This is a genomic window from Paenibacillus sp. CMM36, assembly GCF_053570945.1.
Window position 1 is genome coordinate 22,033 of sequence record NZ_JBSEDY010000016.1, and the last position, 22,472, is coordinate 44,504.

Annotated in this window: 23 protein-coding genes; 22 read left to right on the plus strand and 1 reads right to left on the minus strand. The window is 46.0% G+C overall.

Annotation, left to right across the window (positions count from 1 at the left end):
• The first annotated feature begins 16 nt into the window (after positions 1-16).
• From rimM to ACWA2B_RS23470, 11 genes are all read left to right on the plus strand, one after another.
• Positions 17-532, plus strand: a complete 516-nt coding sequence (gene rimM, locus ACWA2B_RS23420) for a ribosome maturation factor RimM (protein WP_013309864.1) — start codon at positions 17-19, stop codon at positions 530-532.
• A complete protein-coding gene (gene trmD / locus ACWA2B_RS23425) occupies positions 532-1,350 on the plus strand; it encodes a tRNA (guanosine(37)-N1)-methyltransferase TrmD (protein ID WP_029514996.1) in 819 nt (272 codons plus the stop codon). The genes rimM and trmD overlap by 1 nt, the downstream gene beginning before the upstream one ends.
• A 224-nt stretch (positions 1,351-1,574) precedes the next feature.
• Positions 1,575-1,919 carry a 50S ribosomal protein L19 gene (gene rplS / locus ACWA2B_RS23430; protein ID WP_010346403.1) on the plus strand — a complete coding sequence of 115 codons (345 nt, stop codon included), beginning with the start codon at positions 1,575-1,577 and terminating at the stop codon, positions 1,917-1,919.
• A gap of 101 nt (positions 1,920-2,020) precedes the next feature.
• A complete protein-coding gene (lepB, locus tag ACWA2B_RS23435; RefSeq protein WP_029514995.1) occupies positions 2,021-2,647 on the plus strand; it encodes a signal peptidase I in 627 nt (208 codons plus the stop codon).
• A gap of 86 nt (positions 2,648-2,733) precedes the next feature.
• The gene (gene ylqF / locus ACWA2B_RS23440) at positions 2,734-3,594 is read left to right on the plus strand and encodes a ribosome biogenesis GTPase YlqF (protein ID WP_029514994.1); all 861 of its coding nucleotides are present in this window, start codon (positions 2,734-2,736) and stop codon (positions 3,592-3,594) included.
• A 209-nt stretch (positions 3,595-3,803) separates the two neighbouring features.
• A complete protein-coding gene (locus ACWA2B_RS23445) occupies positions 3,804-4,451 on the plus strand; it encodes a ribonuclease HII (RefSeq protein ID WP_081112524.1) in 648 nt (215 codons plus the stop codon).
• A 92-nt stretch (positions 4,452-4,543) separates the two neighbouring features.
• Positions 4,544-6,670, plus strand: coding sequence for a DNA ligase (locus ACWA2B_RS23450; protein WP_449292667.1), 2,127 nt, complete (start codon positions 4,544-4,546; stop codon positions 6,668-6,670).
• Entirely contained in the window at positions 6,667-6,966 is a 300-nt protein-coding gene (locus ACWA2B_RS23455) for an EscU/YscU/HrcU family type III secretion system export apparatus switch protein (RefSeq protein ID WP_023988176.1), read from the plus strand. Before ACWA2B_RS23450 ends, ACWA2B_RS23455 begins: the two co-directional genes overlap by 4 nt.
• Positions 6,966-7,349, plus strand: coding sequence for a YraN family protein (locus tag ACWA2B_RS23460; protein WP_039274735.1), 384 nt, complete (start codon positions 6,966-6,968; stop codon positions 7,347-7,349). The genes ACWA2B_RS23455 and ACWA2B_RS23460 overlap by 1 nt, the downstream gene beginning before the upstream one ends.
• A 155-nt stretch (positions 7,350-7,504) precedes the next feature.
• The gene (locus ACWA2B_RS23465; RefSeq protein WP_134904001.1) at positions 7,505-8,056 is read left to right on the plus strand and encodes a nitroreductase family protein; all 552 of its coding nucleotides are present in this window, start codon (positions 7,505-7,507) and stop codon (positions 8,054-8,056) included.
• Between the two features lie 161 nt (positions 8,057-8,217).
• The gene (locus tag ACWA2B_RS23470; RefSeq protein ID WP_412178732.1) at positions 8,218-9,837 is read left to right on the plus strand and encodes a YifB family Mg chelatase-like AAA ATPase; all 1,620 of its coding nucleotides are present in this window, start codon (positions 8,218-8,220) and stop codon (positions 9,835-9,837) included.
• Between the two features lie 280 nt (positions 9,838-10,117).
• Here ACWA2B_RS23470 and ACWA2B_RS23475 read toward each other — a convergent pair whose 3' ends face one another.
• Entirely contained in the window at positions 10,118-10,546 is a 429-nt protein-coding gene (locus ACWA2B_RS23475) for an organic hydroperoxide resistance protein (RefSeq protein ID WP_209948033.1), read from the minus strand.
• 147 nt (positions 10,547-10,693) lie between these two features.
• Between ACWA2B_RS23475 and ACWA2B_RS23480 the strand changes: the two genes are divergently transcribed.
• From ACWA2B_RS23480 to fliE, 11 genes are all read left to right on the plus strand, one after another.
• On the plus strand, positions 10,694-11,164 hold the full coding sequence (locus ACWA2B_RS23480) for a MarR family winged helix-turn-helix transcriptional regulator (RefSeq protein WP_209948035.1): 471 nt from the start codon (positions 10,694-10,696) through the stop codon (positions 11,162-11,164).
• A gap of 336 nt (positions 11,165-11,500) precedes the next feature.
• Positions 11,501-12,661, plus strand: a complete 1,161-nt coding sequence (sucC, locus tag ACWA2B_RS23485) for an ADP-forming succinate--CoA ligase subunit beta (protein ID WP_029516982.1) — start codon at positions 11,501-11,503, stop codon at positions 12,659-12,661.
• A 49-nt stretch (positions 12,662-12,710) separates the two neighbouring features.
• Positions 12,711-13,640: a succinate--CoA ligase subunit alpha gene (gene sucD / locus ACWA2B_RS23490; RefSeq protein WP_029516983.1), complete on the plus strand. Its 930-nt coding sequence runs from the start codon at positions 12,711-12,713 to the stop codon at positions 13,638-13,640.
• A 226-nt stretch (positions 13,641-13,866) separates the two neighbouring features.
• Positions 13,867-14,985, plus strand: a complete 1,119-nt coding sequence (gene dprA / locus ACWA2B_RS23495; protein ID WP_029516984.1) for a DNA-processing protein DprA — start codon at positions 13,867-13,869, stop codon at positions 14,983-14,985.
• Between the two features lie 351 nt (positions 14,986-15,336).
• On the plus strand, positions 15,337-17,439 hold the full coding sequence (gene topA, locus ACWA2B_RS23500; RefSeq protein ID WP_318626672.1) for a type I DNA topoisomerase: 2,103 nt from the start codon (positions 15,337-15,339) through the stop codon (positions 17,437-17,439).
• Between the two features lie 27 nt (positions 17,440-17,466).
• Positions 17,467-18,807: an FADH(2)-oxidizing methylenetetrahydrofolate--tRNA-(uracil(54)-C(5))-methyltransferase TrmFO gene (trmFO, locus tag ACWA2B_RS23505; RefSeq protein WP_449292668.1), complete on the plus strand. Its 1,341-nt coding sequence runs from the start codon at positions 17,467-17,469 to the stop codon at positions 18,805-18,807.
• Positions 18,808-18,833: 26 nt separating this feature from the next.
• On the plus strand, positions 18,834-19,376 hold the full coding sequence (hslV, locus tag ACWA2B_RS23510; protein ID WP_013309881.1) for an ATP-dependent protease subunit HslV: 543 nt from the start codon (positions 18,834-18,836) through the stop codon (positions 19,374-19,376).
• A 36-nt stretch (positions 19,377-19,412) separates the two neighbouring features.
• Positions 19,413-20,813 carry an ATP-dependent protease ATPase subunit HslU gene (gene hslU, locus ACWA2B_RS23515; RefSeq protein WP_342425956.1) on the plus strand — a complete coding sequence of 467 codons (1,401 nt, stop codon included), beginning with the start codon at positions 19,413-19,415 and terminating at the stop codon, positions 20,811-20,813.
• Between the two features lie 409 nt (positions 20,814-21,222).
• Positions 21,223-21,630, plus strand: a complete 408-nt coding sequence (gene flgB / locus ACWA2B_RS23520; protein WP_013309883.1) for a flagellar basal body rod protein FlgB — start codon at positions 21,223-21,225, stop codon at positions 21,628-21,630.
• Between the two features lie 6 nt (positions 21,631-21,636).
• Entirely contained in the window at positions 21,637-22,089 is a 453-nt protein-coding gene (gene flgC / locus ACWA2B_RS23525; RefSeq protein WP_029516988.1) for a flagellar basal body rod protein FlgC, read from the plus strand.
• 39 nt (positions 22,090-22,128) lie between these two features.
• Positions 22,129-22,443, plus strand: coding sequence for a flagellar hook-basal body complex protein FliE (gene fliE, locus ACWA2B_RS23530; protein ID WP_029516989.1), 315 nt, complete (start codon positions 22,129-22,131; stop codon positions 22,441-22,443).
• Positions 22,444-22,472 lie beyond the last annotated feature (29 nt).

Genomic DNA, 22,472 nt, shown 5'->3' on the forward strand with positions numbered 1-22,472 from the left:
AAGCAGGAGGAACACGATGCAACAATTGTTTAATGTCGGAAAAATTGTGAACACCCATGGAATCCGTGGGGAGCTAAAAATATTAACGACGACAGATTTTCCAGAGGATCGCTTTGCAAAAGGCAGTGAGCTTTTGATTGTTCCGGCTGAAGGTAAAGCACCGATCCCCGTAACTGTTGAAACAGCGCGTTTTCAAAAAAATATGGTTGTCGCTAAATTTAAGGAATATCACAATATTAATGAAGTTGAAAAATATAAAGGTACATTGTTGAAGGTATCTGCTGAGCGGTTAGGCGAATTGGAAGAAAATGAATTCTATTTTCATGAAGTAGTCGGCATGGAAGTGGTGACCGAGGACGGAAATGAGCTCGGCGTGGTCAAGGAAATTTTGACTCCGGGAGCCAATGACGTATGGGTAGTCAAAATGCCTAAAGGCAAGGAACTGCTATTGCCGTATATAGAAGATGTTATTTTGGATGTAAACGTGCGTGAAAAACGAGTTACGGTACGGTTAATGGAAGGTCTGCTGTAATGCGGGTGGATGTGCTGACCCTGTTTCCAGAGATGTTTGATGGAGTATTTAATGCAAGCATTCTGGGAAAAGCAAGGGATAAGGGAATTGTATCACTGCAAGCGGTTAATTTTCGTCAGTATGCCGGCAACAAACACGGACAAGTGGATGATACGCCCTATGGCGGTGGGGGCGGCATGGTTTTGAAGCCTGACCCTATTTTTGCTGCTGTGGAAGCGCTGTTGGATAAATCAGAGCAACCAACATTAGAGACTGCCGATGAAGTTAACCAACTTGAAGGGGTAGAACGTAACACAGACATAAAATCTCCGCGTATCATTTTGATGTGTCCACAAGGCGAGACTTTTACGCAAAAGAAAGCGGAAGAGCTGGCTAAAGAGGACCATCTTATTTTTATATGTGGGCATTACGAGGGTTATGATGAGCGTATTCGAGAGCATTTGGTGACGGATGAGCTTTCTATCGGAGATTATGTATTGACTGGTGGTGAGCTTCCAGCCATGACCGTCATTGACAGTGTGACACGGTTGCTTCCAGGAGTTCTGGGGAACGAAACGAGTGCGGTAACGGACTCGTTTAGTACGGGGCTGCTGGAATACCCCCATTATACCCGGCCTGCGGAGTTTCGGGGCTGGAAAGTACCCGATGTACTCCTGTCAGGGCATCACGTCAATATTGACTCTTGGAGACGACAAGAGGCGTTACGTCGCACGATGGAACGCCGACCGGATCTATTGGAACAAGCTGAACTGACAGGCAAGGAGCGCGTGTGGATTGAGGAGCAACGCAAAGCTGACTTTTTGGAAGACAAGCATTAAAACGCTTTAAACATGAGTGGATTTGAAAGCAGGCAGTGACCTGTTCTATAATAAAGTCAATTAAATAATGTTTGGTCAAATCCCTTTTTGTTGTTGCAATGCGGTATCCTCCATGATACAATACATCTGTTGTGTGTAATACGGTGGTCCTCTGTGGATGATGAAGGAAACGGTTGTGTTTCCAGAAGAAGCATGAACACCTGTACGGAAGGAGGGAGTCATAGATGAATATCGTCCAAGCGATCACTGAAGAACAACTGCGTAAAGATTTGCCTAACTTTCGTCCTGGTGACACTTTGAAAGTGCACGTGAAAGTTATTGAGGGAACTCGTGAGCGTATCCAGTTGTTTGAAGGTGTTGTAATTAAACGCCGTGGTGGTGGAATCAGTGAGACTTTTACAGTTCGTAAAATTTCTTACGGTGTAGGTGTGGAAAGAACTTTCCCGCTTCATTCCCCGAAAATCGATAAAATCGACGTGGCTCGCCGTGGTAAAGTGCGTCGTGCGAAGCTTTATTATCTTCGTGAACTGCGCGGTAAAGCAGCGAGAATTAAAGAAATTCGTCGTTAATACAACGAATAACGAAAGGGGCTTGGTTACAAGCTCCTTTCGTTTTTTCTACGTACATAGGGAACTGTGGATTATTGACCGTAAAGAGAGGACAGTGAGCTATGGAGCAAGAAGTAGGACAAGGAGCTGTACAGCAGCCAACTGATCAGGATGGTACGCCCAAGCGTAAACCAAAAAATGAGATTTTTGAGTGGCTCAAGGCCATCATTATTGCGTTAGTGCTTGTCTTTTTAATCCGCTGGCTTCTCTTTAAGCCGTTTATTGTGGATGGCCCGTCGATGCAGCCTAACTTTCATACCGGAGAACGCGTCATTGTGAATGAGATTTTGTATGATTTCCGTGCCCCTAGACCAGGCGAAGTGATCGTGTTTCATGTGCCGGAGGAAGGAAGAGACTTTATCAAACGCGTCATTGCCGTTGAAGGAGATACGGTCAAGGTAGAAGGTGACACAATTACAGTAAATGGCAAGCCGATTCAGGAATCTTACCTGAAAGCTCCTTTGGAAGAAGCGCATCAAAATGGCGAGCTTTACAACAAGTTTACAAATTTTCCAAATGAGAAGTTTAAGGATGGAAAAGTTCCGGCTGGGCATATTTTTGTAATGGGAGATAACCGTTCCAATAGTACAGACAGTCGGATGATCGGATATATTGATTTGAAAGAAGTCGTGGGTCGGGCTGACGTTATTTTCTGGCCGGCGAAAGATATGCAGTGGATTAACCACTAGAATAACTAATAAGCAGCATAGCTGCCGTAATCCTAACTAAGAGCCTAAGGGTAAAAGTTGGAGTTACGCACAATGGGGTGATGACGGTGACGATTCAATGGTTTCCTGGTCACATGACCAGAGCGCGCCGCCAAATTGAAGCAAAATTAAAGCTGATTGATTTGGTTATTGAGCTGATTGATGCTCGATTGCCGCTCTCCAGCCGAAATCCAATGATTGATGATATTTTGCAAGGCAAGCCGCGAATGATTATATTGAATAAAGCAGATTTGGCGGACCCCGTAGTATCACAGCAATGGATTGCCTACTTTAAGGAGCAGGGGCATGTGGCCTTACCAGTAGATGCCACAACTGGAACGGGGCTAAAAGAAATCCCGATTCAGGCTAAGCTGTTGCTTAAGGAAAAGATAGATCGGCAGATTCGGAAGGGAATGAACCCGCGTCCTATGCGTGGGTTGATTGTTGGTATTCCGAATGTCGGTAAATCGACACTGATCAACCGAATGGCGGGACGTAATATTGCAGCTACGGGTGACCGTCCAGGGGTAACGAAGGCACAGCAGTGGATCAAGATCGGTGAAATTGAATTGCTGGATACACCAGGTATTCTATGGCCTAAATTCGAGGATCAGAATGTAGGCTATCGTCTGGCTGTTACAGGTGCGATCAAGGAAGAAATTCTGAATGTCGAGGATATTGCTTTTTTTGCGACTAAATATTTGGTCCAGTACTATTGGGATGTAATGGCAGAGCGCTTTGAGCTCACCAAACGTCCTGAAGATACAGAAAATCCTGATGAAATTGTCAACGTCATGGAAGCGATCGGACGTAAACGCGGCTGTATTGTTAGCGGCGGACGTGTGGATCTTGAAAAGGCGTCAAAAATCATTTTGCGTGAGCTGCGTGCAGGGAAGCTGGGACGGTTCAGTCTGGAAGCTCCTTACTGATTCTACAGGTACACCGATACAGAACATAGCACTTTGTGGCAAGGAAGAACCTTCCCCATCTCTCCGGAGAGGAGGAAGGTTTTTTTGGTATTTGAAGGCAGTTAGAAAAGGGTTTTGGACGATGAAGGTCTGTGGTAAGCTGAATTCAATCGCTAGAGCTACGGCATGAATGACGCGTTAAACTACATATAGATGGGCAGGTATTGAATATGGAAGATAAAGAGATTGTAGTGAAGGACATGCTACATTATGAAAAAAAATGCTGGGAGCAGTCTTGTGAGCGGATTGCAGGAATTGACGAGGTAGGTCGCGGATGCCTGTTTGGTGATGTTGTGGCCGCAGCAGTCATTTTACCAGTGGGTGAGTTACTGGAAGGTGTGGATGATTCCAAAAAATTGACGGATAAGAAGAGAGAAGCGTACTACGAGCTGATTATGGAGAAGGCCATTGCTGTAGGAGTTGGCTATGTAGATGCGCAGACGATTGATGATATCAATATTAAGCAAGCAGCTCGTTTGGCTATGAAGCAGGCTATTGAGGCTTTACATGTGTCTCCTGATTATTTACTGGTGGATGCAGAAAAGGTAGATGTGCCTATTCCTCAGCTCTCTATTATTAAAGGAGATGCGAACAGTCAGTCTATTGCGGCGGCCTCTATCATCGCCAAGGTAACCCGTGATCGGCTGTGCAAAGGTGAATGGGATGCGAAGTATCCGGAATATGGGATCGGTATACATAAAGGTTACGCTACCAAGTTGCATAGGGAACAAATTTTGGCGCTAGGACCTACAAAGATGCATAGACGCAGCTTTCTGGGAAATCTGTTGACGGAGCAACCGACGCTGTTTGATCTGTGATTACTTATTATGAATCGGGACAATGCCGATATAAAGGATAACTAATACCATAAGCCCCTTTTGAGTAGGGGGAGAGTGAGAGGAGGGGCGATATGAACATCGGATCTGTATTTCGGGGATTACTTGGAGATGTGAAGGCGGGAGAGGCAAAAAAACTTGATATGCAGCCAGGCCAGGTCGTAAGAGGAGTCGTATTAAAGGTGTCTGAGGACGGCGACGAGGCTGTATTGCAAATACAAGGTTCTCAGGTCAGGGCAAAGCTGGAGACCCCTCTTCAACCTGGGCAGACTACAACGTTTCAGGTTCAACCGGCTTCCCCCAGCGGAATGACGGTGCTTAAACCTTTGAACGATGTGGCCAATACACCACAGCAAACCGTAGCGCTGACAGATGTATTGGAATCGGTGGGACTGCCGGATACAGCTCAGAACAGGGAGCTTATACAGGCAATGCAAAAGAATGGTGTGCCGTTGACATCTGAAAATGCGGCTTCTTTGCGAGAAGCTATGGCGAAGCAAAGTGGCAATGTACAGTTGGGAACGTTTGTGCAGGCGGCGGCAGTTGCTTTTCAGCGGGGACTTCCATTGACGGCAGAAAGCATAAACGGATTGCGTCAAGCGATGTTTGGGCCTCCTTTAAATGATCTGTTGTCTTCGCTGGAGCAAGAACTTGAAGCGGTGTTAAAGCAGCAAGGACAGGGAACGCCTACTGACCGTTCAGTAGGGGAAGCAGCCACAATAAAAAGCACTGACCGAACGTCAGTTAGTCCAACAGGCACTTCTTCTGTGGTGATTGCAGATGGACAGGAAGGCCAAGCTTTAACATTGTCCAAGGATGCTTCTGCCTCTGCTGCTACAAAACAGGCAGAAACAGGACAACAAGTCACAGGTGGCAAGGAATTGTTAAAAGGGACTCAGGCAGCCAATCTCGCTGCTACAGTAAGCGAAGCGAGTGTTTTGGCTACAGATTCGGATACTTCGGCGGGATCTACTGCATTTGCATCCAACGGGACTGCTTCAGAAGAACCGCAAGCAGTTAGCGGGCGAGGAGCGCCAGTGGTATTGGATGCTGGTGCCAATGCGTCTGAATCGGGCGCTGCTGATGCATTAAACGGCTCCCGCGTCAAAGCGGAGCAACAACAGCAAGCTACTGCGGCAGGTACGCAGCTTAAGGATGCCGATGGTGCTCCAACTCCGGCCACGGCAGAGCCTACGGGGACGAAGTCTGCCTTAAACGCAGTCATGGCAGACCGTCCTTCCGCACAGCAAGCCGCTGGCTCTACGCTACCATCCGCGGCGAACAACGTTACTGCGCCAGAGGCGCCGCTCCAGCGGCTGCGCCTCCTGCTGCAAGAGCTGCGTGCAGCCGTGCCACCCGAACTGAGCACGGCTGCACCAGACCAGTCCACGGGAGAGGTAGCGCAGCCGGCGGCTGGCGCCTCGCGGACTGCGGATGCCGCTGCTTCACAGCCTGCGGCATCCAGCCCGCAGCTCACCCCCACGGAGGATCCGTGGGTGGGCCGCGTACTGAAGCTGCTCGGTGCAGAGCATGAGCAGCAAGTGCACCGCGCGACTACACAGGTCGCGCAAGGGGCGACGGCACGTATGGGGTCGCCAGAGGGAATGCCCCAGACACTGCCGGGATTAGCGGCTACGTCAGGCGACACAGTGTCAGCAGACGCAGCCACCGTAAAAGGTGCGCTGCTCCAGCTGATGAGCAGTGACGACCTGCCGCCCGCTTTGAAAGAGGCGGCTCAGCAGGTTGTACAGCACCTGACAGGTCAGCAGTTGCTGCTCAATACAGACCGAACGGCGCCTTTTGCACAAGTACACATGTTTATACCGTTCGTTGGACCGGACGGTCGTGAAACAGCTACGATCCAGATTCAGTCTCGCCGCGGCAAACGGGGAGAACTGGACGCCTCCAACTGTCGTCTTTGGTTTGATTTGGACATGAAGGGGCTTGGACGGACCCTGGTAGATGTCCAGGTTGTAGATCGGATTGTAAGTGTCAAGCTCCATAATGATCATGAATGGGCGGCATCGTTGTTAACCAGTGGGCGTGAGTCCATTCACACAGCATTGGAGTCACTAGGATACCAACTTCTATCGCTTCGTACCGAGCCCATGCCTATAAGGACTGAACAGAACAGCCTCGTCTCTTCTGAAGTACAAAGCTATGTACCTCAGCCGTATAAAGGAGTCGATCTTAAAATATGAAAGAGCCGTTGGAGCCTCCTTCTCCTTCCATAAAGAAGGCGGTCGCCCTTAAATATACGCCTGGTGAGAGCGAAGCACCGATTGTCGTTGCCAAAGGGAGCGGCCGTATTGCGGATAGCATTTTAGAAAAAGCTAAAGAACATGGTGTTCCGGTACAGGAGGACGCTGCGCTGGTTGAAGTACTATCCAAACTTGATTTGGACGAACAAATCCCTGCTGAGCTCTATCAGTTGGTGGCAGAGGTGCTTACCTATATTTATCAAATGGATCGACTTGCATCAAGGGATGACTGGTGATGAGGAATGAGATGAAGGCTGGAGGCAAGGATCAACGGAAAGCCAAAGGAGCGATGGGCGAAGAGGCAGCGGCTTTGTTTTTAGAAAACTTGGGTTACCGTATCATAGAGCGTAATTGGCGATGCCGCAGTGGTGAAATAGATCTGATTGCCAAGCAGGAGCATACATTCGTGTTTATTGAGGTACGTAGTCGTAGTAGCTCCAAATATGGAACGCCAGCAGAATCAGTTACTGCGCGTAAAATAGCCCAAGTTCGCCAAACAGCTGCTGTATATTTGCATATGAATGGGATTGGAGATGCTCCAATCCGCTTTGACATGATTTCTGTACAATTAACTGACGAAAAGGCAGTTGTTACGGACCATTTAATAGGTGCATTTTAAAAGAGTAAGAGCTTTTGCGAAGGTAAGAGTGCGGGACTGAATTCAAATGTGCAGGTTGACAGAAAGGAAAGCTACAGGTATATTTTATTGAGAATAGTTATCATTTTCATCTTAAAATGAATATCGAGAAGTTGTACCTGTGAAGGAGGATTTACGTGACAAAGCATACCTTTAGTGAACATGTCATAGATGTAATTCAGGAACGTCGAACGATTAAACGATTTAAATCCGACTCCATTCCGGTAGATACAATTAAAGAACTGTTGGACGTCGCTGTGTGGGCTCCTAATCATAAAATGCGTGAACCGTGGCGTTTTTTGTTGTTTGCTGGCGAAGGACGGAAAAAGCTTGCAAAAGCCATTGCAGCCGATATTGGTAAAGACAACAAGTTTGAGAGTGGAATTCTGCACAACCCGATTCAGCTTTTAGTGGTGATGGAAGAAGATCCGCGTCAAGCGGTTTGGGATGAGGATTTTGCAGCAGTCAGCGCGCTTGTTCAAAACTTTATGCTTGCTGCATGGAGCAAAGGGATCGGAACGTTTTGGGTGACAAAGCCATTTTTATACTCGCCTAAGTTCCGTGAACATTTGGGAATCCAACCGGGTGAGAAGGTAATAGGAATGATATATGCAGGCTATCCTGACGTTATCCCAGAATCAAGGCCACGTACTCCGGCAGCCGATAAGCTGACCTTGTTTGACAAATAATCTTTCGTTAGATAAACTTAGTCAAGAATTTTGAAAGCATGTTCGGAGCTAAAATTAGAACATTATATTTGCAATAAATGAAAATTTGGAAGCACCTTTTTTCATATAGGCAATGATTCCCGAGAGGGACATTTCAATATGAGGAGAGGTGCTTTTTTGATATGTATGGAAAATTACATGGAGCTTGCCTATATGGGATAGATGGCGTTCTGATCGAAGTTGAGACTGATTTGTCCAATGGCTTGCCTCAGACCGCAATTATCGGATTGCCAGATTCAGCGATTCGAGAGGCAGTAGAGCGTGTGAGAGCAGCAATCAAAAACTGCGGTTTCAAATATCCGTCCCAGCGTGTCACGATTAACTTAGCTCCTGCAGATTTGCGTAAGGAAGGCTCATCTTTTGATCTTGCTATCGCTTTAGGCTTGCTGACAACCAGCGGACAGGTTGTTTTACCAGTAGGGGAACGAACGCTGTTTATTGGCGAGCTGGCACTGGATGGCAGCATTCGTCCTGTAAATGGGGTGTTGTCTATGGTTGATCTGGCCAAGCGAGAAGGATTCGATTCCGTGCTGCTTCCTCAAGAAAACGCAAGCGAGGCTCGTCTAATTGCGGATATACGTATTTACGCTATACGCCATCTGGTGGATCTTATCCCGGTTAATGAGCATGTACAAGACACCCCGGACGGCCAAGTGACCAATCAAAATTGTACTGCCAGTAAACAAGTTATAATCCATTCCTATGACCATTTATCCCAAGCAGAGCATATAGCGTTGTGCGAGCAAGAGGAACTAGCCAGTAATATGGAGGATTACAGCGATGTGCTGGGTCAGCTACACGCCAAACGTGCGTTAGTTATTGCTGCAGCAGGAATGCATAATATTTTGCTTATGGGGCCGCCGGGTGCTGGAAAAACGATGCTCATCCGCAGATTGTCCTCTATCCTGCCGCCTTTGACTGAAAAGGAGTCGCTAGAAGTGACCAAGGTATACAGCGCAGCAGGAAAATGGAAGGAGTCATCGCCCCATCTCATGCATGTTCGTCCCTTCCGTTCGCCTCATCATACGATCTCTGCTGCTGGATTGGTAGGCGGAGGAGGCATACCCAAACCAGGAGAAATCAGTCTTGCACACCGAGGGATTTTATTTCTGGATGAACTGCCTGAGTTTAGCCGTCATGTACTAGAAGTACTGCGCCAACCATTGGAAGACCACAATGTCACGATCAGTCGTTCACGTGCTGTTTTTAAGTATCCGGCGCATTTTTTACTTGCTGCCTCTTTAAATCCGTGCCACTGTGGCTTTTTCGGAAATGATACGGAACATCAGCGCTGTACCTGTTCACCTGCAGCAGTAGCCCGCTACCGTTCACGTATTTCCGGTCCACTGCTGGATCGGATCGATCTTCAGCTTGAAGTATCGCAGCCGAAGGATTGGCGGGAGGAAAAAGAATCACTGTCGTCTGCTGATATGAGAAAGCAGGTGTTGGCTGCTCGAGCAATACAAATCCGCAGATACAGCAAGCTTCCTTTTTCATGGAATAGTGAGCTGTCCGGTCAGCTGCTGCGTAAATATGCGGTATTAGAACAAAATGCAGCGGAGTTGCTTGACCAGACGATGGATGCACTTGGTTTAAGCATGCGTGCGTATGATCGAATTCTCAAGCTGTCCCGCACCATTGCAGACTTACATGAGTCAGAGAAAATTACGACTTCACATGTGGCTGAAGCTATTCAATACCGCCAGATGGATAGAGCAAATTCCAATTTTCCCGAAATGTAAAAAGGCGATAAAATTAGCAGATACAGCACGATCATTTTTATGAAAAAGTTTTTCCAAAGGATATGTATACGAGAGAAAACGGAAATAAGGACAAAAAAAAGCTCCAGGCAAAAAGACCTGGAGAAGCAAAAAAGATTATGACAATAGTGATTATACTATGAGTATATCAATTTCGTATATACGATTATGCATCATCTCCCATGTTACTTGATGGAAAAACAACAAGCCCCTCGACCAATACGGTTCAGGGGCTTGTTGTGAAATTCATTCTAACTCTATGTTACAAAACGTTCAGTTTCACTTCAATATTTCCGCGGGTAGCGCGGGAGTATGGACATTGTTCGTGCGCGCCTTCCACCAGTTTTACTGCAGTTTCATGATCGACGCCTTTGACCAGTATGTCGAGGTTTACTCCGATTCCGAAACCACCGTCTTCCACTTTGCCGAAATGGACCGTAGCCGTTACTTCAGTACCTTCATGCTTAACACGTTGCATGCGGGCAACCATATTTAAGGCACTATCAAAGCAAGCGGAATAGCCTGCTGCGAACAATTGCTCTGGATTCGTACCAGCACCGCCTGCGCCGCCCATTTCTTTTGGGGTATCAATATCTAAACGAATTTCAGGGGAAGAAGACTCGATATAACCGTTACGTCCACCAACCGCTTTTACTGTTGTTTCATACATTTTTTGTTGAATGGTCATCATAATCCAATCACTGCCTCTCGCTTAACTTATATTTTACACAATTTAATTTATCAAAATAATTATTGTTTGTAAAGTATTTTATGCAATTAGAATGTACTTTGCTATATAATGTGCTAAAATAATGACGAAAGTAGGTGACTAGACAGTATGGAAAATAACTTCAATGAACACGCAGCGTTGAAACTTGATAATCAGTTATGCTTTGCCATATATGCATGCTCCAGAGAGATTACGAAGCTATACCAGCCTTATCTGGAAAAGCTCGGTGTGACGTACTCACAATATTTGGTGCTAATCGTGCTCTGGGAGCGTGAAGAGTGTACAGTGAAGGAATTAGGTGAGGCACTATATTTGGACTCCGGCACACTAACTCCGCTATTGAAGAGATTGCAGAACGCCGGGCTGATCGATCGAAAGCGTTCCACTCAGGATGAGCGTAAGGTGCTGATTTCTTTGACGACAGAGGGAATCGCATTACGGGAAAAAGCTCTGTCTGTACCTGGATGCATCCAGGAAAAAACAAGTATGACCCATGATCAATTTGGGTCGCTTCTGCTCCAATTCAATGATCTGCTCGATCGTGTTCATCAAGCGAATGTACAAATCGAAAAATCATAAGGTATTTTCAGTTGCTCTGCGAATCTTACGGCATGAGTTAATCTCCACTGAAAGAAAAAATACCTAATCATGCTTGAAGAAATAAAGTGCCTCTTAATGCGGATTAGTAATCCCATATTGTAGAGGTGCTTTTTTTGTGTGAATTTGTATTATATATAATATCCAATAATATCCAAACATTCGATTTTGGGAATGATAATGATATCAAAATACTGTAATTCATAAGGTTAAATTATAAGGAAAGCGTTTTAAAAACATGTTACAATGATGTAGGTTTAGTATAGATTTCCTTGTGAACCGCCCTTGTTGCAGTCATGTTGATAGGAGGATTCCAGAATGAATATCCATGAATATCAGGGTAAAGAAGTATTGAAACAGTACGGAGTGGCTGTACCGAACGGTAAGGTTGCCTATACGGTGGAGGAAGCCGTTGCTGCGGCAGAATCGCTTGGGAGCGCTGTTACGGTGGTAAAAGCACAAATTCATGCTGGTGGACGCGGTAAAGCGGGTGGCGTGAAAGTTGCCAAAGGTTTGGATGAGGTGCGGACTTTTGCTGCTGAAATTTTGGGTAAGGTGCTGGTGACGCATCAGACTGGACCTGAAGGTAAAGAGGTCAAACGCCTTTTGGTTGAGGAAGGCTGCGATATTCGTAAAGAATATTACGTCGGTGTTGTCGTAGATCGTGCGACTGGACGTATCGTAATGATGGCCTCAGAAGAAGGTGGTACGGAAATCGAAGAGGTGGCTGCAGCTACTCCGGAGAAGATTTTTAAAGCGGTTGTTGATCCAGCGATTGGGCTTCAGGTGTATCAGGCCCGTAAGTTGGCGTATGACATTAATATTCCTAATGAACTGGTAAACAAAGCGGTCAAGTTTATGTTGGCACTATACGAAGCTTTTGTGGACAAGGACTGTTCGATTGCAGAAATCAATCCCTTAGTCGTTACGGGTGATGGGAATGTACTGGCGTTGGATGCCAAACTGAATTTTGATTCTAATGCATTGTTCCGTCACAAGGATATTTTGGAACTGCGTGATTTGGATGAAGAGGATGAGAAGGAAATTGAGGCATCTAAATACGATCTAAGCTATATCGCTCTGGACGGAAATATTGGTTGTATGGTCAATGGTGCGGGTTTGGCGATGGCAACCATGGATATTATCAAATATTACGGTGGCGATCCGGCCAACTTCCTGGACGTGGGGGGCGGTGCGACGACGGAAAAGGTAACCGAAGCGTTCAAAATCATTTTGTCCGATCCGAAGGTAGAAGGTATTTTCGTGAACATTTTCGGCGGAATTATGCAGTGTGACATCATTGCGAACGGCGTCGTGGAGGCTGCCAAACAGTTGGGGCTGACTCGTCCGCTTGTTGTCCGTCTTGAAGGGACGAATGTTGGGCTCGGTAAACAGATTTTAGCGGAATCCGGTTTGAATATCGTGGCAGCCGATTCTATGGCGGATGGCGCCCAAAAAATCGTCGAACTTGTTCAATAGCCTGTTTGCATTCCGATATGCCGAATAAACGATAGGGGATGTGAAGATCGTGAGTATTTTGGTCGATAAGCATACAAAGGTGATTACACAGGGGATTACGGGAAAAACGGCGTTGTTTCATGCCAAGGGTGCACTTGATTACGGTACACAAATGGTAGGTGGCACCTCTCCAGGTAAGGGGGGCACCGAGGTAGAAATTACACTGGAGAACGGACAACAGGTCAAATTGCCAGTGTTTAACACAGTGAGCGAAGCCAAGGAAGCTACTGGCGCAACAGCGAGCGTGATTTACGTGCCACCGGCTTTTGCAGCAGATTCCATTTTGGAGGCTGTAGATGCGGATTTAGATCTCGTGATTTGTATCACGGAGGGCATTCCGGTGCTTGATATGATTAGGGTCAAACGTTTTATGGAAGGTAAAAAGACCGTTCTGATTGGCCCTAACTGTCCAGGTGTTATTACACCAGGAGAATGTAAAATCGGTATTATGCCAGGTTACATTCATCTACCAGGTCATGTAGGTGTTGTGTCACGTAGTGGCACTTTGACCTATGAAGCAGTGCATCAGTTAACGACCCGGGGTATAGGACAATCTTCCGCTGTTGGTATTGGCGGTGACCCCGTTAAAGGTTCGGAATTCATTGATATTTTGCAACGTTTCAATGAGGACCCCAACACTCACGCTGTCATTATGATTGGAGAAATTGGGGGTACAGCCGAGGAAGAGGCTGCTGAGTGGATCAAGGACAATATGACGAAGCCGGTGGTTGGTTTTATCGGCGGTGTGACTGCGCCTCCGGGTAAACGGATGGGGCATGCTGGTGCCATTATTTCTGGCGGAAAAGGAACGGCTAAAGAGAAAATCGCCACGCTTGAAGCCTGCGGGATCCAGGTGGCACCGACTCCTTCCGAAATGGGCTCGACACTGGTAAGTGTGCTGGAAGCACGTGGTATTTTGAATTTGTGCACGACACATTAAATCGTGTTCCTTCATTAATATACAGGCCATAAAACGCATCGAAATTTGCCGCAGGCTAGTGTATAATGAAAGAAAGGTAAGCAACCTTTTTATCTTCTGAAACAGGGGATGAAAAGGTTGCTTTTTTTGCGTTAAGACAGGCTTATCAGGGAAACGCTTGCAAAATGACTCATTGTGCCACAAAATAAGGGAGGGTTCACTCTTCCGTGAATGGGGGAACCATAGTTTGGAAGAAAGATGGCTTTTGTTAGGCTTACATGAGTTAGAGGGAATCGGAAGAAAAACAATCCAGCGTATTTGGTCGAGTGACTATCAATTGCATGAGCTACTGCATTTTAGCGAACAAAAATGGATTGAGATAGGGTTAAGCCCTGCTCAGGCACGCATTGCGGCCCAGTGTTACGATGAAGAATGGGTGCATGAACGATATCAGCGAGTCCAATCCGGTGATATTGGAACGGTAACTTATGTGGACGAGGATTATCCCCTATTAATGAAGGAAACAGTTGATCCACCCTGGGTAATGTATACAATAGGGGATAAATCACTTTTGCATACATGTTCTGTAGCCATGGTAGGAACTCGCGTTCCCACCGCTTATGGACGTAGAGCAGCGGAGATACTAACAGAGGGATTATGTAATGCAGGGATTACAATAGTTAGCGGATTGGCGAGAGGAATTGACAGTATTTGTCACGAAACAGCCCTGCGCCGGGGAGGAAACACGATTGGTGTACTGGGAACAGCGATCGATCAAATTTATCCTCCCCAAAATGCGTCTTTATTTGCAGAGCTGGCTAGCAAAGGCTTGATCGTATCAGAGTATCCTCCAGGCACAAGGTCGCATCCGGGAATGTTTCCACAACGTAATCGGATTATAGCCGGCCTAACGAAGGGAACGCTTGTCGTCGAAGCAGATGCAAGAAGCGGTTCTTTGATTACAGCTGATGCTGCGCTAGAGGCAAATCGAGATGTGTTTGCTGTTCCCGGACCCATTACGTCACCGAAGAGTAGAGGCACGCTGAGCTTGATTAAGCAAGGAGCCAAAACAGTCACTGAAGCTTCGGATATTATTGAGGAGTATGAAGCGGATTTGCGTACAAGGGAGGTTTCTTCATACAATAGAGAGCAGAGTCCTAATCTGAAGGAGGTCTCCAAATTGCCAGAAAGTGAGACTTCTGAGGAAAACCGTGTCATACTGTTGCTCGAACAGGGAACCATGACTCTGGATGAACTGCTCGATGCTACGGCATGGGATTTTGGACTTTTACACGCAGTTCTGTTATCGTTAATCATAAAAAAAAGGATCGCCCAGCTAGCGGGCACAAAATACAAGCTTATTTAGTAGTTGTTTTTGCAAAGTCCTTAGTAAATGCACAAATTTAATTTTAAACATCAGGTGGAGGGCAGTATGGCATTTATCCGCGCCGCGGATTCCTACTCCTTCCCCACTTCCTGAAATGTGTTGAATTTATAGCTCGTACTAGTGAAGCGTTGGATTTGAACTTGGAAAAGCGACAGCGTTCGCCTTTGTAATGGAATTCTAACTTTATCGAAGGTTTATAAAATCTAAGAATTTCGTTACAACAGCAATTGTAAGATCAATTCCATCGTGTAGCTTCTCTACGAACTATAGCTCACCACATTTCAGGAAGTCTATCATACTCATGTGTGTAATTGAGAGGAGGAAGAGCCTATGGCGGATTCACTCGTCATCGTGGAATCGCCTTCCAAGGCGAAGACGATCGGCAAATACTTAGGCAGCAAATATATCGTCAAGGCTTCCATGGGTCATATCAGGGATTTACCGAAGAGTCAGATCGGCGTAGAGGTCGAAAATGATTTTAATCCCAAATACATTACCATTCGAGGTAAAGGCTCAATTCTAAAAGAATTAAAGGATGCCCGAAAAAAAGTAAAAAAAGTATATCTAGCGGCTGACCCGGATCGCGAAGGTGAAGCTATTGCCTGGCATCTAGCGCATGCGCTGGAACTGGACGATACGGCAGATTGCCGTGTTGTATTTAATGAAATTACAAAGCAGGCTGTCAAAGATGCTTTTAAAACACCCCGTAAAATCAATATGGATTTGGTCAATGCTCAACAGGCACGACGGATACTGGATCGACTTGTAGGCTACAAAATCAGCCCGTTGCTCTGGAAAAAGGTAAAGAAGGGCCTATCCGCTGGGCGTGTGCAGTCGGTTGCGGTGAAAATTATTCTGGACCGGGAAAACGAGATCAGTGAGTTTGTACCGGAAGAATACTGGACGATTACAGCTAAACTAGCTATTAAAGACAGCACCTTTGAAGCGAAATTTCATAAGCTGCGTGGTGAAAAGAAAGAACTCTCCAGCGAAGCGGATGTACAAGAAGTGTTGGAAGCTATCGGAAAATCGCCTTACAAGGTGCGCGATGTGAAAGAGAAAGAGCGTTTACGCAATCCTTCTCCTCCATTCACAACAAGTTCCTTGCAGCAGGAGGCGGCTCGTAAGCTCAACTTCCGTGCTTCTAAAACGATGTCTGTAGCTCAGCAGCTATATGAGGGTGTGGATTTAGGTAAAGAAGGGACCGTGGGTCTAATTACGTATATGCGTACGGATTCCACACGGATCGCCGCTTCAGCACAAGAGGAAGCGAAAGAATTAATTATTCAAAAATATGGCGAAGCTTTTGTACCTGAAACTCCTCGTCAATATTCAAAAAAAGCGGCCAACGCCCAAGATGCGCATGAAGCGATTCGCCCAACCTCTGCGTTACGCGAACCGGAAACAGTTAAACCGTTTATGAGTCGGGATCAGTTCCGTTTGTACAAATTGGTATGGGAACGTTTTATGGCCAGCCAGATGGCTTCTGCTATTATGGATACTTTGTCCGTAGATATTGAAGCGGGTGAGACGATATTCCGGGCAGCAGGTTCGAAGGTTCGTTTTCCAGGTTTCATGAAAGTGTATGTAGAGGGAAATGACGACGGTAAAACCGAAGAAGATAAACTGCTGCCACCACTTCAACCAGGCGATAAATTAAAAAAAGAAGCAGTTGAGCCGAAGCAGCATTTTACACAACCGCCTCCCCGTTATACGGAAGCGCGACTGGTTAAGACGCTGGAAGAACTGGGTATAGGACGTCCAAGTACGTATGCGCCGACGCTGGAAACCATTCAGAAACGTGGGTACGTTGCTATTGAAGAGAAGAAGTTTTTCCCTACAGAGCTGGGCGAATTGGTCATCGAACAGATGGAGGAGTTCTTTCCAGAGATTTTGAATGTGGAGTTTACAGCTCATATGGAAGGTGATCTTGACCACGTCGAAGAAGGCGAAGGTAATTGGGTCAAGGTGTTGAGTGACTTTTACGAGTCATTCGAGAAGCGACTTGAAGTGGCTGAAGAAGAAATGAAAGAAATTGAAATAAAAGATGAAGTATCCGATGTCATTTGTGATAAGTGTGGCAGCCAAATGGTCTATAAGCTTGGCCGATTTGGTAAATTCCTGGCCTGTTCTGCTTTTCCAGATTGCCGTAACACAAAGCCAATTGTTAAGGATATCGGGATTGATTGTCCTACATGCGGTGAGGGACATGTTGTCGAACGACGAAGTAAAAAGGGACGTATCTTTTACGGATGTGACCGCTACCCGGAATGTGATTTTGTATCCTGGGATAAACCGTCCATTAAGCCTTGCCCAAGTTGCAGTAGCCTAATGGTTGAAAAACGTACGAAACAAGGAACGAAGCTCAACTGTACTGTCTGCGATCACAGCGAAATGCTGGAAGAGAGCGATGAGAGTGTAGAGACTTCTTAAGAACAACATTAGCAGGGGGATTTAAACGTGAGTGAACTACAAAAGGTAACGGTCATCGGAGCAGGCTTGGCGGGCAGCGAAGCTGCCTGGCAAATTGCAAGCCGTGGAGTGCCAGTCAAGTTATATGAAATGAGGCCGGTTGTAAAAACACCAGCACATCATACAGATAAATTTGCCGAACTGGTATGCAGTAATTCCTTGAGGGCAAACGGCCTAACGAATGCAGTAGGCGTACTGAAGGAAGAGATGAGAATACTGAACTCCTTGATTCTGAGCGCAGCAGATCGTCATGCTGTTCCGGCTGGCGGTGCATTGGCAGTAGATCGTGACGGATTTTCCGGTCATATTACTGATACGCTTCATCAACATCCTTTGATCGAGGTTGTTAGTGAAGAGCTTCAGGAAATCCCACAGGACGGTATTGTGGTTATTGCGACGGGGCCTTTAACTTCTCCAGCTTTGTCGGAACAGATTAAATCACTGATGGGAGAGGAGTATTTTTATTTTTACGATGCGGCGGCCCCGATTGTGGAAAAGGACTCTATCGACATGAGCAAGGTTTATCTGGCTTCCCGTTATGATAAGGGAGAAGCAGCGTACTTGAATTGTCCGATGAACGAAGCGGAATTTGATGCTTTTTATGAGGCTCTGATTACGGCTGAGGTAGCGCAAGTCAAGGAATTCGAAAAAGAAATTTATTTTGAAGGCTGTATGCCCATCGAAGTGATGATGCAACGTGGGAAACAAACGGCATTGTTCGGACCTATGAAACCTGTGGGTCTCGTAAATCCGCATACAGGTGAACTGCCTCACGCAGTTGTTCAGCTTCGGCAGGACAACGCTGCAGGAACGCTGTATAATCTGGTTGGTTTCCAGACTCACCTCAAATGGGGGGAGCAAAAGCGTGTATTTTCAATGATTCCGGGTCTTGAAGAGGCAGAGTTTGTACGTTATGGTGTGATGCATCGCAATACCTTTATTAATTCACCGCAGCAACTTCATCCAACCTATCAGTTCAAGGGAAGAAGTAATCTATTCTTCGCCGGACAAATGACCGGTGTAGAGGGATATGTGGAGTCGGCAGCTTCTGGTCTGCTGGCCGGGATGAATGCGGCACGAGCAGCACGTGGACAGGAAATGTTTGTATTTCCTGCAGAAACGACATTAGGCAGCATGGCGCGGTATATTACGACCGCTGATTTTAAACATTTTCAACCGATGAATGCAAACTTTGGTTTGCTTCCAAAGTTGGAAAAACGGATTCGTAACAAAAAGGAAAAGAATGAAGCTCTCGCTAGTCGCGCGTTGGAAAGTTTGCGCGGTTATATCAATGAAACGGGAGTTATATCAGCTGAAGTACAGGCATAGGGATGAAGGAAAAGGAGGAGCGCGTTATGGATATGTCCTTTCATGCTACCACCATCTGCGCTGTACGCCACAATGGCAAAGGAGCTATTGCGGGTGATGGACAGGTAACGTTCGGTAACAGTGTTGTAATGAAGCAGACGGCAAAAAAAGTACGCAGATTGTATCGTGGTCAGGTCGTTGCAGGATTTGCGGGTTCGGTGGCCGATGCTATCACGTTATTTGAAAAGTTTGAAAATAAGCTAGAGGAACACCACGGAAATCTTCAAAGAGCAGCCGTGGAACTGGCCAAGGACTGGCGTCAGGATCGTATCCTGCGTAAACTGGAAGCGCTTATGATTGTGATGGACTCTTCCGGGATGCTGCTCATTTCTGGAGGCGGCGAAATTATCGAGCCGGATGATGATGTGCTTGCCATTGGCTCAGGTGGCAATTTTGCATTGGCTGCTGCCCGCGCTTTCAAACGCCATGGCTCTGGCATGGAAGCAAAGGACATGGCACGGGAAGCGCTAGAGGTTGCTTCGGAAATATGTGTGTATACGAACAATCAGATTATCGTGGAAGAACTGTAAATCGGCTCTGAGTATTCAAGGGTGGAGGAGTGCAAAATGAATAATCAATCGTTGACGCCCAGACAAGTGGTATCCGAGCTGGATAAGTATATTGTCGGACAAAAGGAAGCGAAAAAATCTGTTGCTGTTGCCTTGCGCAACCGCTATCGGCGTAGCAAGCTGCCGGATGACATACGGGATGAAATTGTGCCTAAAAATATTTTGATGATCGGACCAACTGGTGTGGGTAAAACTGAAATTGCACGTAGACTTGCACGGCTCGTGGGGGCTCCTTTTGTCAAGGTAGAGGCGACCAAATTTACAGAAGTGGGTTACGTCGGTCGTGATGTGGAATCCATGGTGCGTGATCTGATGGAAACCTCCATTCGCATCGTCAAGTCGGAACGAACAGAGAATGTGAAGGACAAAGCGGAGGACATGGCAAATGAACGGATTGTCAGCATCCTTGTACCTGCAGAAAAGTCAAACAAATCGCAACGTAATCCCTTTGAAATGCTGTTTGGCAATAACACGGGAACTTCGATAGAAGAAGAACCACCACAACAGGATGGATCTTTGGCAGAAAAGCGCCGTAAGGTTAAATTCGATCTGTTGTCCGGTAAGCTTGAGGATGATGTCATAGAGATTGATGTGGAGGATACTGCACCCAATATGCTCGATATGTTTGCTGGGCAAGGGAATGAACAAATGGGTATGAATATGCAGGAGATGTTCGGAAGTTTTCTGCCCAAGCGGACGAAGAAGCGCAAGCTGCCAGTCAAGGAAGCTCGCAAGGTGTTGATTCAAGATGAAGCCGCCAAATTGATCGATATGGACGATGTGATTCAGGAGTCTGTGAAGCGTGCTGAGCAATCGGGTATTATTTTTATCGATGAAATAGATAAGATTGCCAGCCAGGGTAAGGGGAGTGGCCCCGATGTGTCGAGAGAAGGCGTCCAGCGCGATATTTTACCTATTGTCGAGGGATCTACCATCATGACCAAATACGGTCCGGTAAGAACAGATTACATTCTGTTTATTGCTGCAGGAGCTTTTCATGTTGCAAAACCATCTGACCTGATCCCTGAGCTTCAGGGCCGTTTTCCAATCCGTGTGGAATTAAGTAGCCTGACTTTGGATGAGTTTGTGTCGATACTGACGGAGCCTAAAAATGCGCTGACCAAGCAATACACTGATCTACTCCGTACCGAGGAGATTGAAGTCGAATTTTCTGCGGAAGCGATTCGTGAGATTGCCAGTATTGCTGAGTCTGTAAATCGCAACACCGAAAATATTGGCGCACGTCGTTTGCATACCATTCTAGAAAAGCTGCTGGAGGATCTGTCGTTTGAAGCACCAGAGCTTACATTGGATCGTATGATCATTACCCCGGAATATGTACGTGAGAAGCTGGGAGATATTGCCCAAAACAGGGACCTTAGTCAGTATATTTTATGAATAGGGTTTTCTAAAAATAGGGTGTGTGGTCCAGAATAACACTATCTTGCACCGTCATTTAGACCTAGAAAATGGTCAAGTTGATGATTTTTCTGTCTATTCCAAAAGTAGGACGTATAATCTTTTACAGGTGTAAAGTGCTAAGAAAACATTCATTTTCTTGAAAAAAACCTGAAAAATTTAACAATTTATGCATCTAAAGCCCTCTTTTTTTAAAAAGATAGGGCTTTTTTCTTATTGTAATTAGGTCCCAACTCTACGAAACTTAGAATATATGACAGAAAGTTATTATTTTCTACTTAAGACCTAAAAGAAATGTATAATTATGAAATTTTATTGTCGAAAAAAAGTGAAAAATCTTGTTTTATTGAATCTTACTTTGGAGTAGACGCTGGGAGGGAGGAGCTAAATGAATCTGCTGGGTGATATGAGCTTTCAAAAGCTTCAGGCAGGTGTACAGGCGGCAAATACGAGACAACGTGTGATGGCTGACAATATTTCCAATGCGGATACCCCGTATTTTAAGCGTTCGGAGGTTTCATTTGAAGAACTGCTTCAGCAGCAAATGGACGGGGATGTCACACCACTACGTGGAAAAGTAACCAATTCAAGACATTTTCAAATAGGACCTGTGAACTCCATTCCAGATGCCACGGTCACCAAAGATGGGTACTCAGTCATGAATAACAATATGAACAACGTAGATATCGACAGAGAAATGAGTCTTATGGCTGAAAATCAACTAAGATATAATACCTACATCCAAGAAATTAATGAGCGCATCAAGATGATGAGAACAGCGGTAGAAGGGAGATAGGAATAGGTGAAGATTAACAACGGCTTTGATATTAGTGCGTCTGCTCTTACGGCCCAACGGTTGCGGATGGACGTTATATCTAGCAACATTGCCAACGCAGAGACAACTCGGGCGAAAGTAGAGAATGGACAAGCAGTTCCATATCGGAGAAAAACGGTTGTTTTGGAGCCGAACCAATCTGGCTTTGCCGATGTTTTGAAGGCTCAAATGGAAGGAAGTAGAACTAGCGCTGCTGGCGTTAAGGTTTCGCAAATTCAGGAAGATCAGTCACCTTTGAAGCCTGTGTACAATCCGGGTCACCCGGATGCTGATAAAGATGGCTATGTATATATGCCTAATGTAGACATTATGAAAGAAATGGTCGACATGATTTCCGCAACACGCTCATACGAAGCCAATGTAACAGCTCTGAATGCATCAAAGGCTATGGTTTCCAAAGCGCTTGAAATCGGTCGCTAAGCTCTAGGACTACTAATTACTTAATAGGGAGAGTAAAACATGATTCAGAACGCCATGTTTAATGTACAGACACCGGTAATACAGCAGATTCAATCGCCTAACAATGAGTTGGCGAAAGCGACGCCTTCCGAATCCTTGAAGGACTTTGGTTCCTTCCTAAAGGATGCTCTCAATGAAGTAGGGCAGCAGGAAGCCGCTACGCACCAGATGTCCGACCAATTCATGGCAGGCAAAGTTGATGTAGATCAGGTCATGATCACTTCCCAACAAGCGCTGCTTTCCCTGCAGCTTACTACACAGGTCCGAAACAAAGCGATCGAAGCCTATCAGGAGATCATGCGTACACAGATGTAAAGAGGGTTTAGCAAAGTTTCGGATGGGGT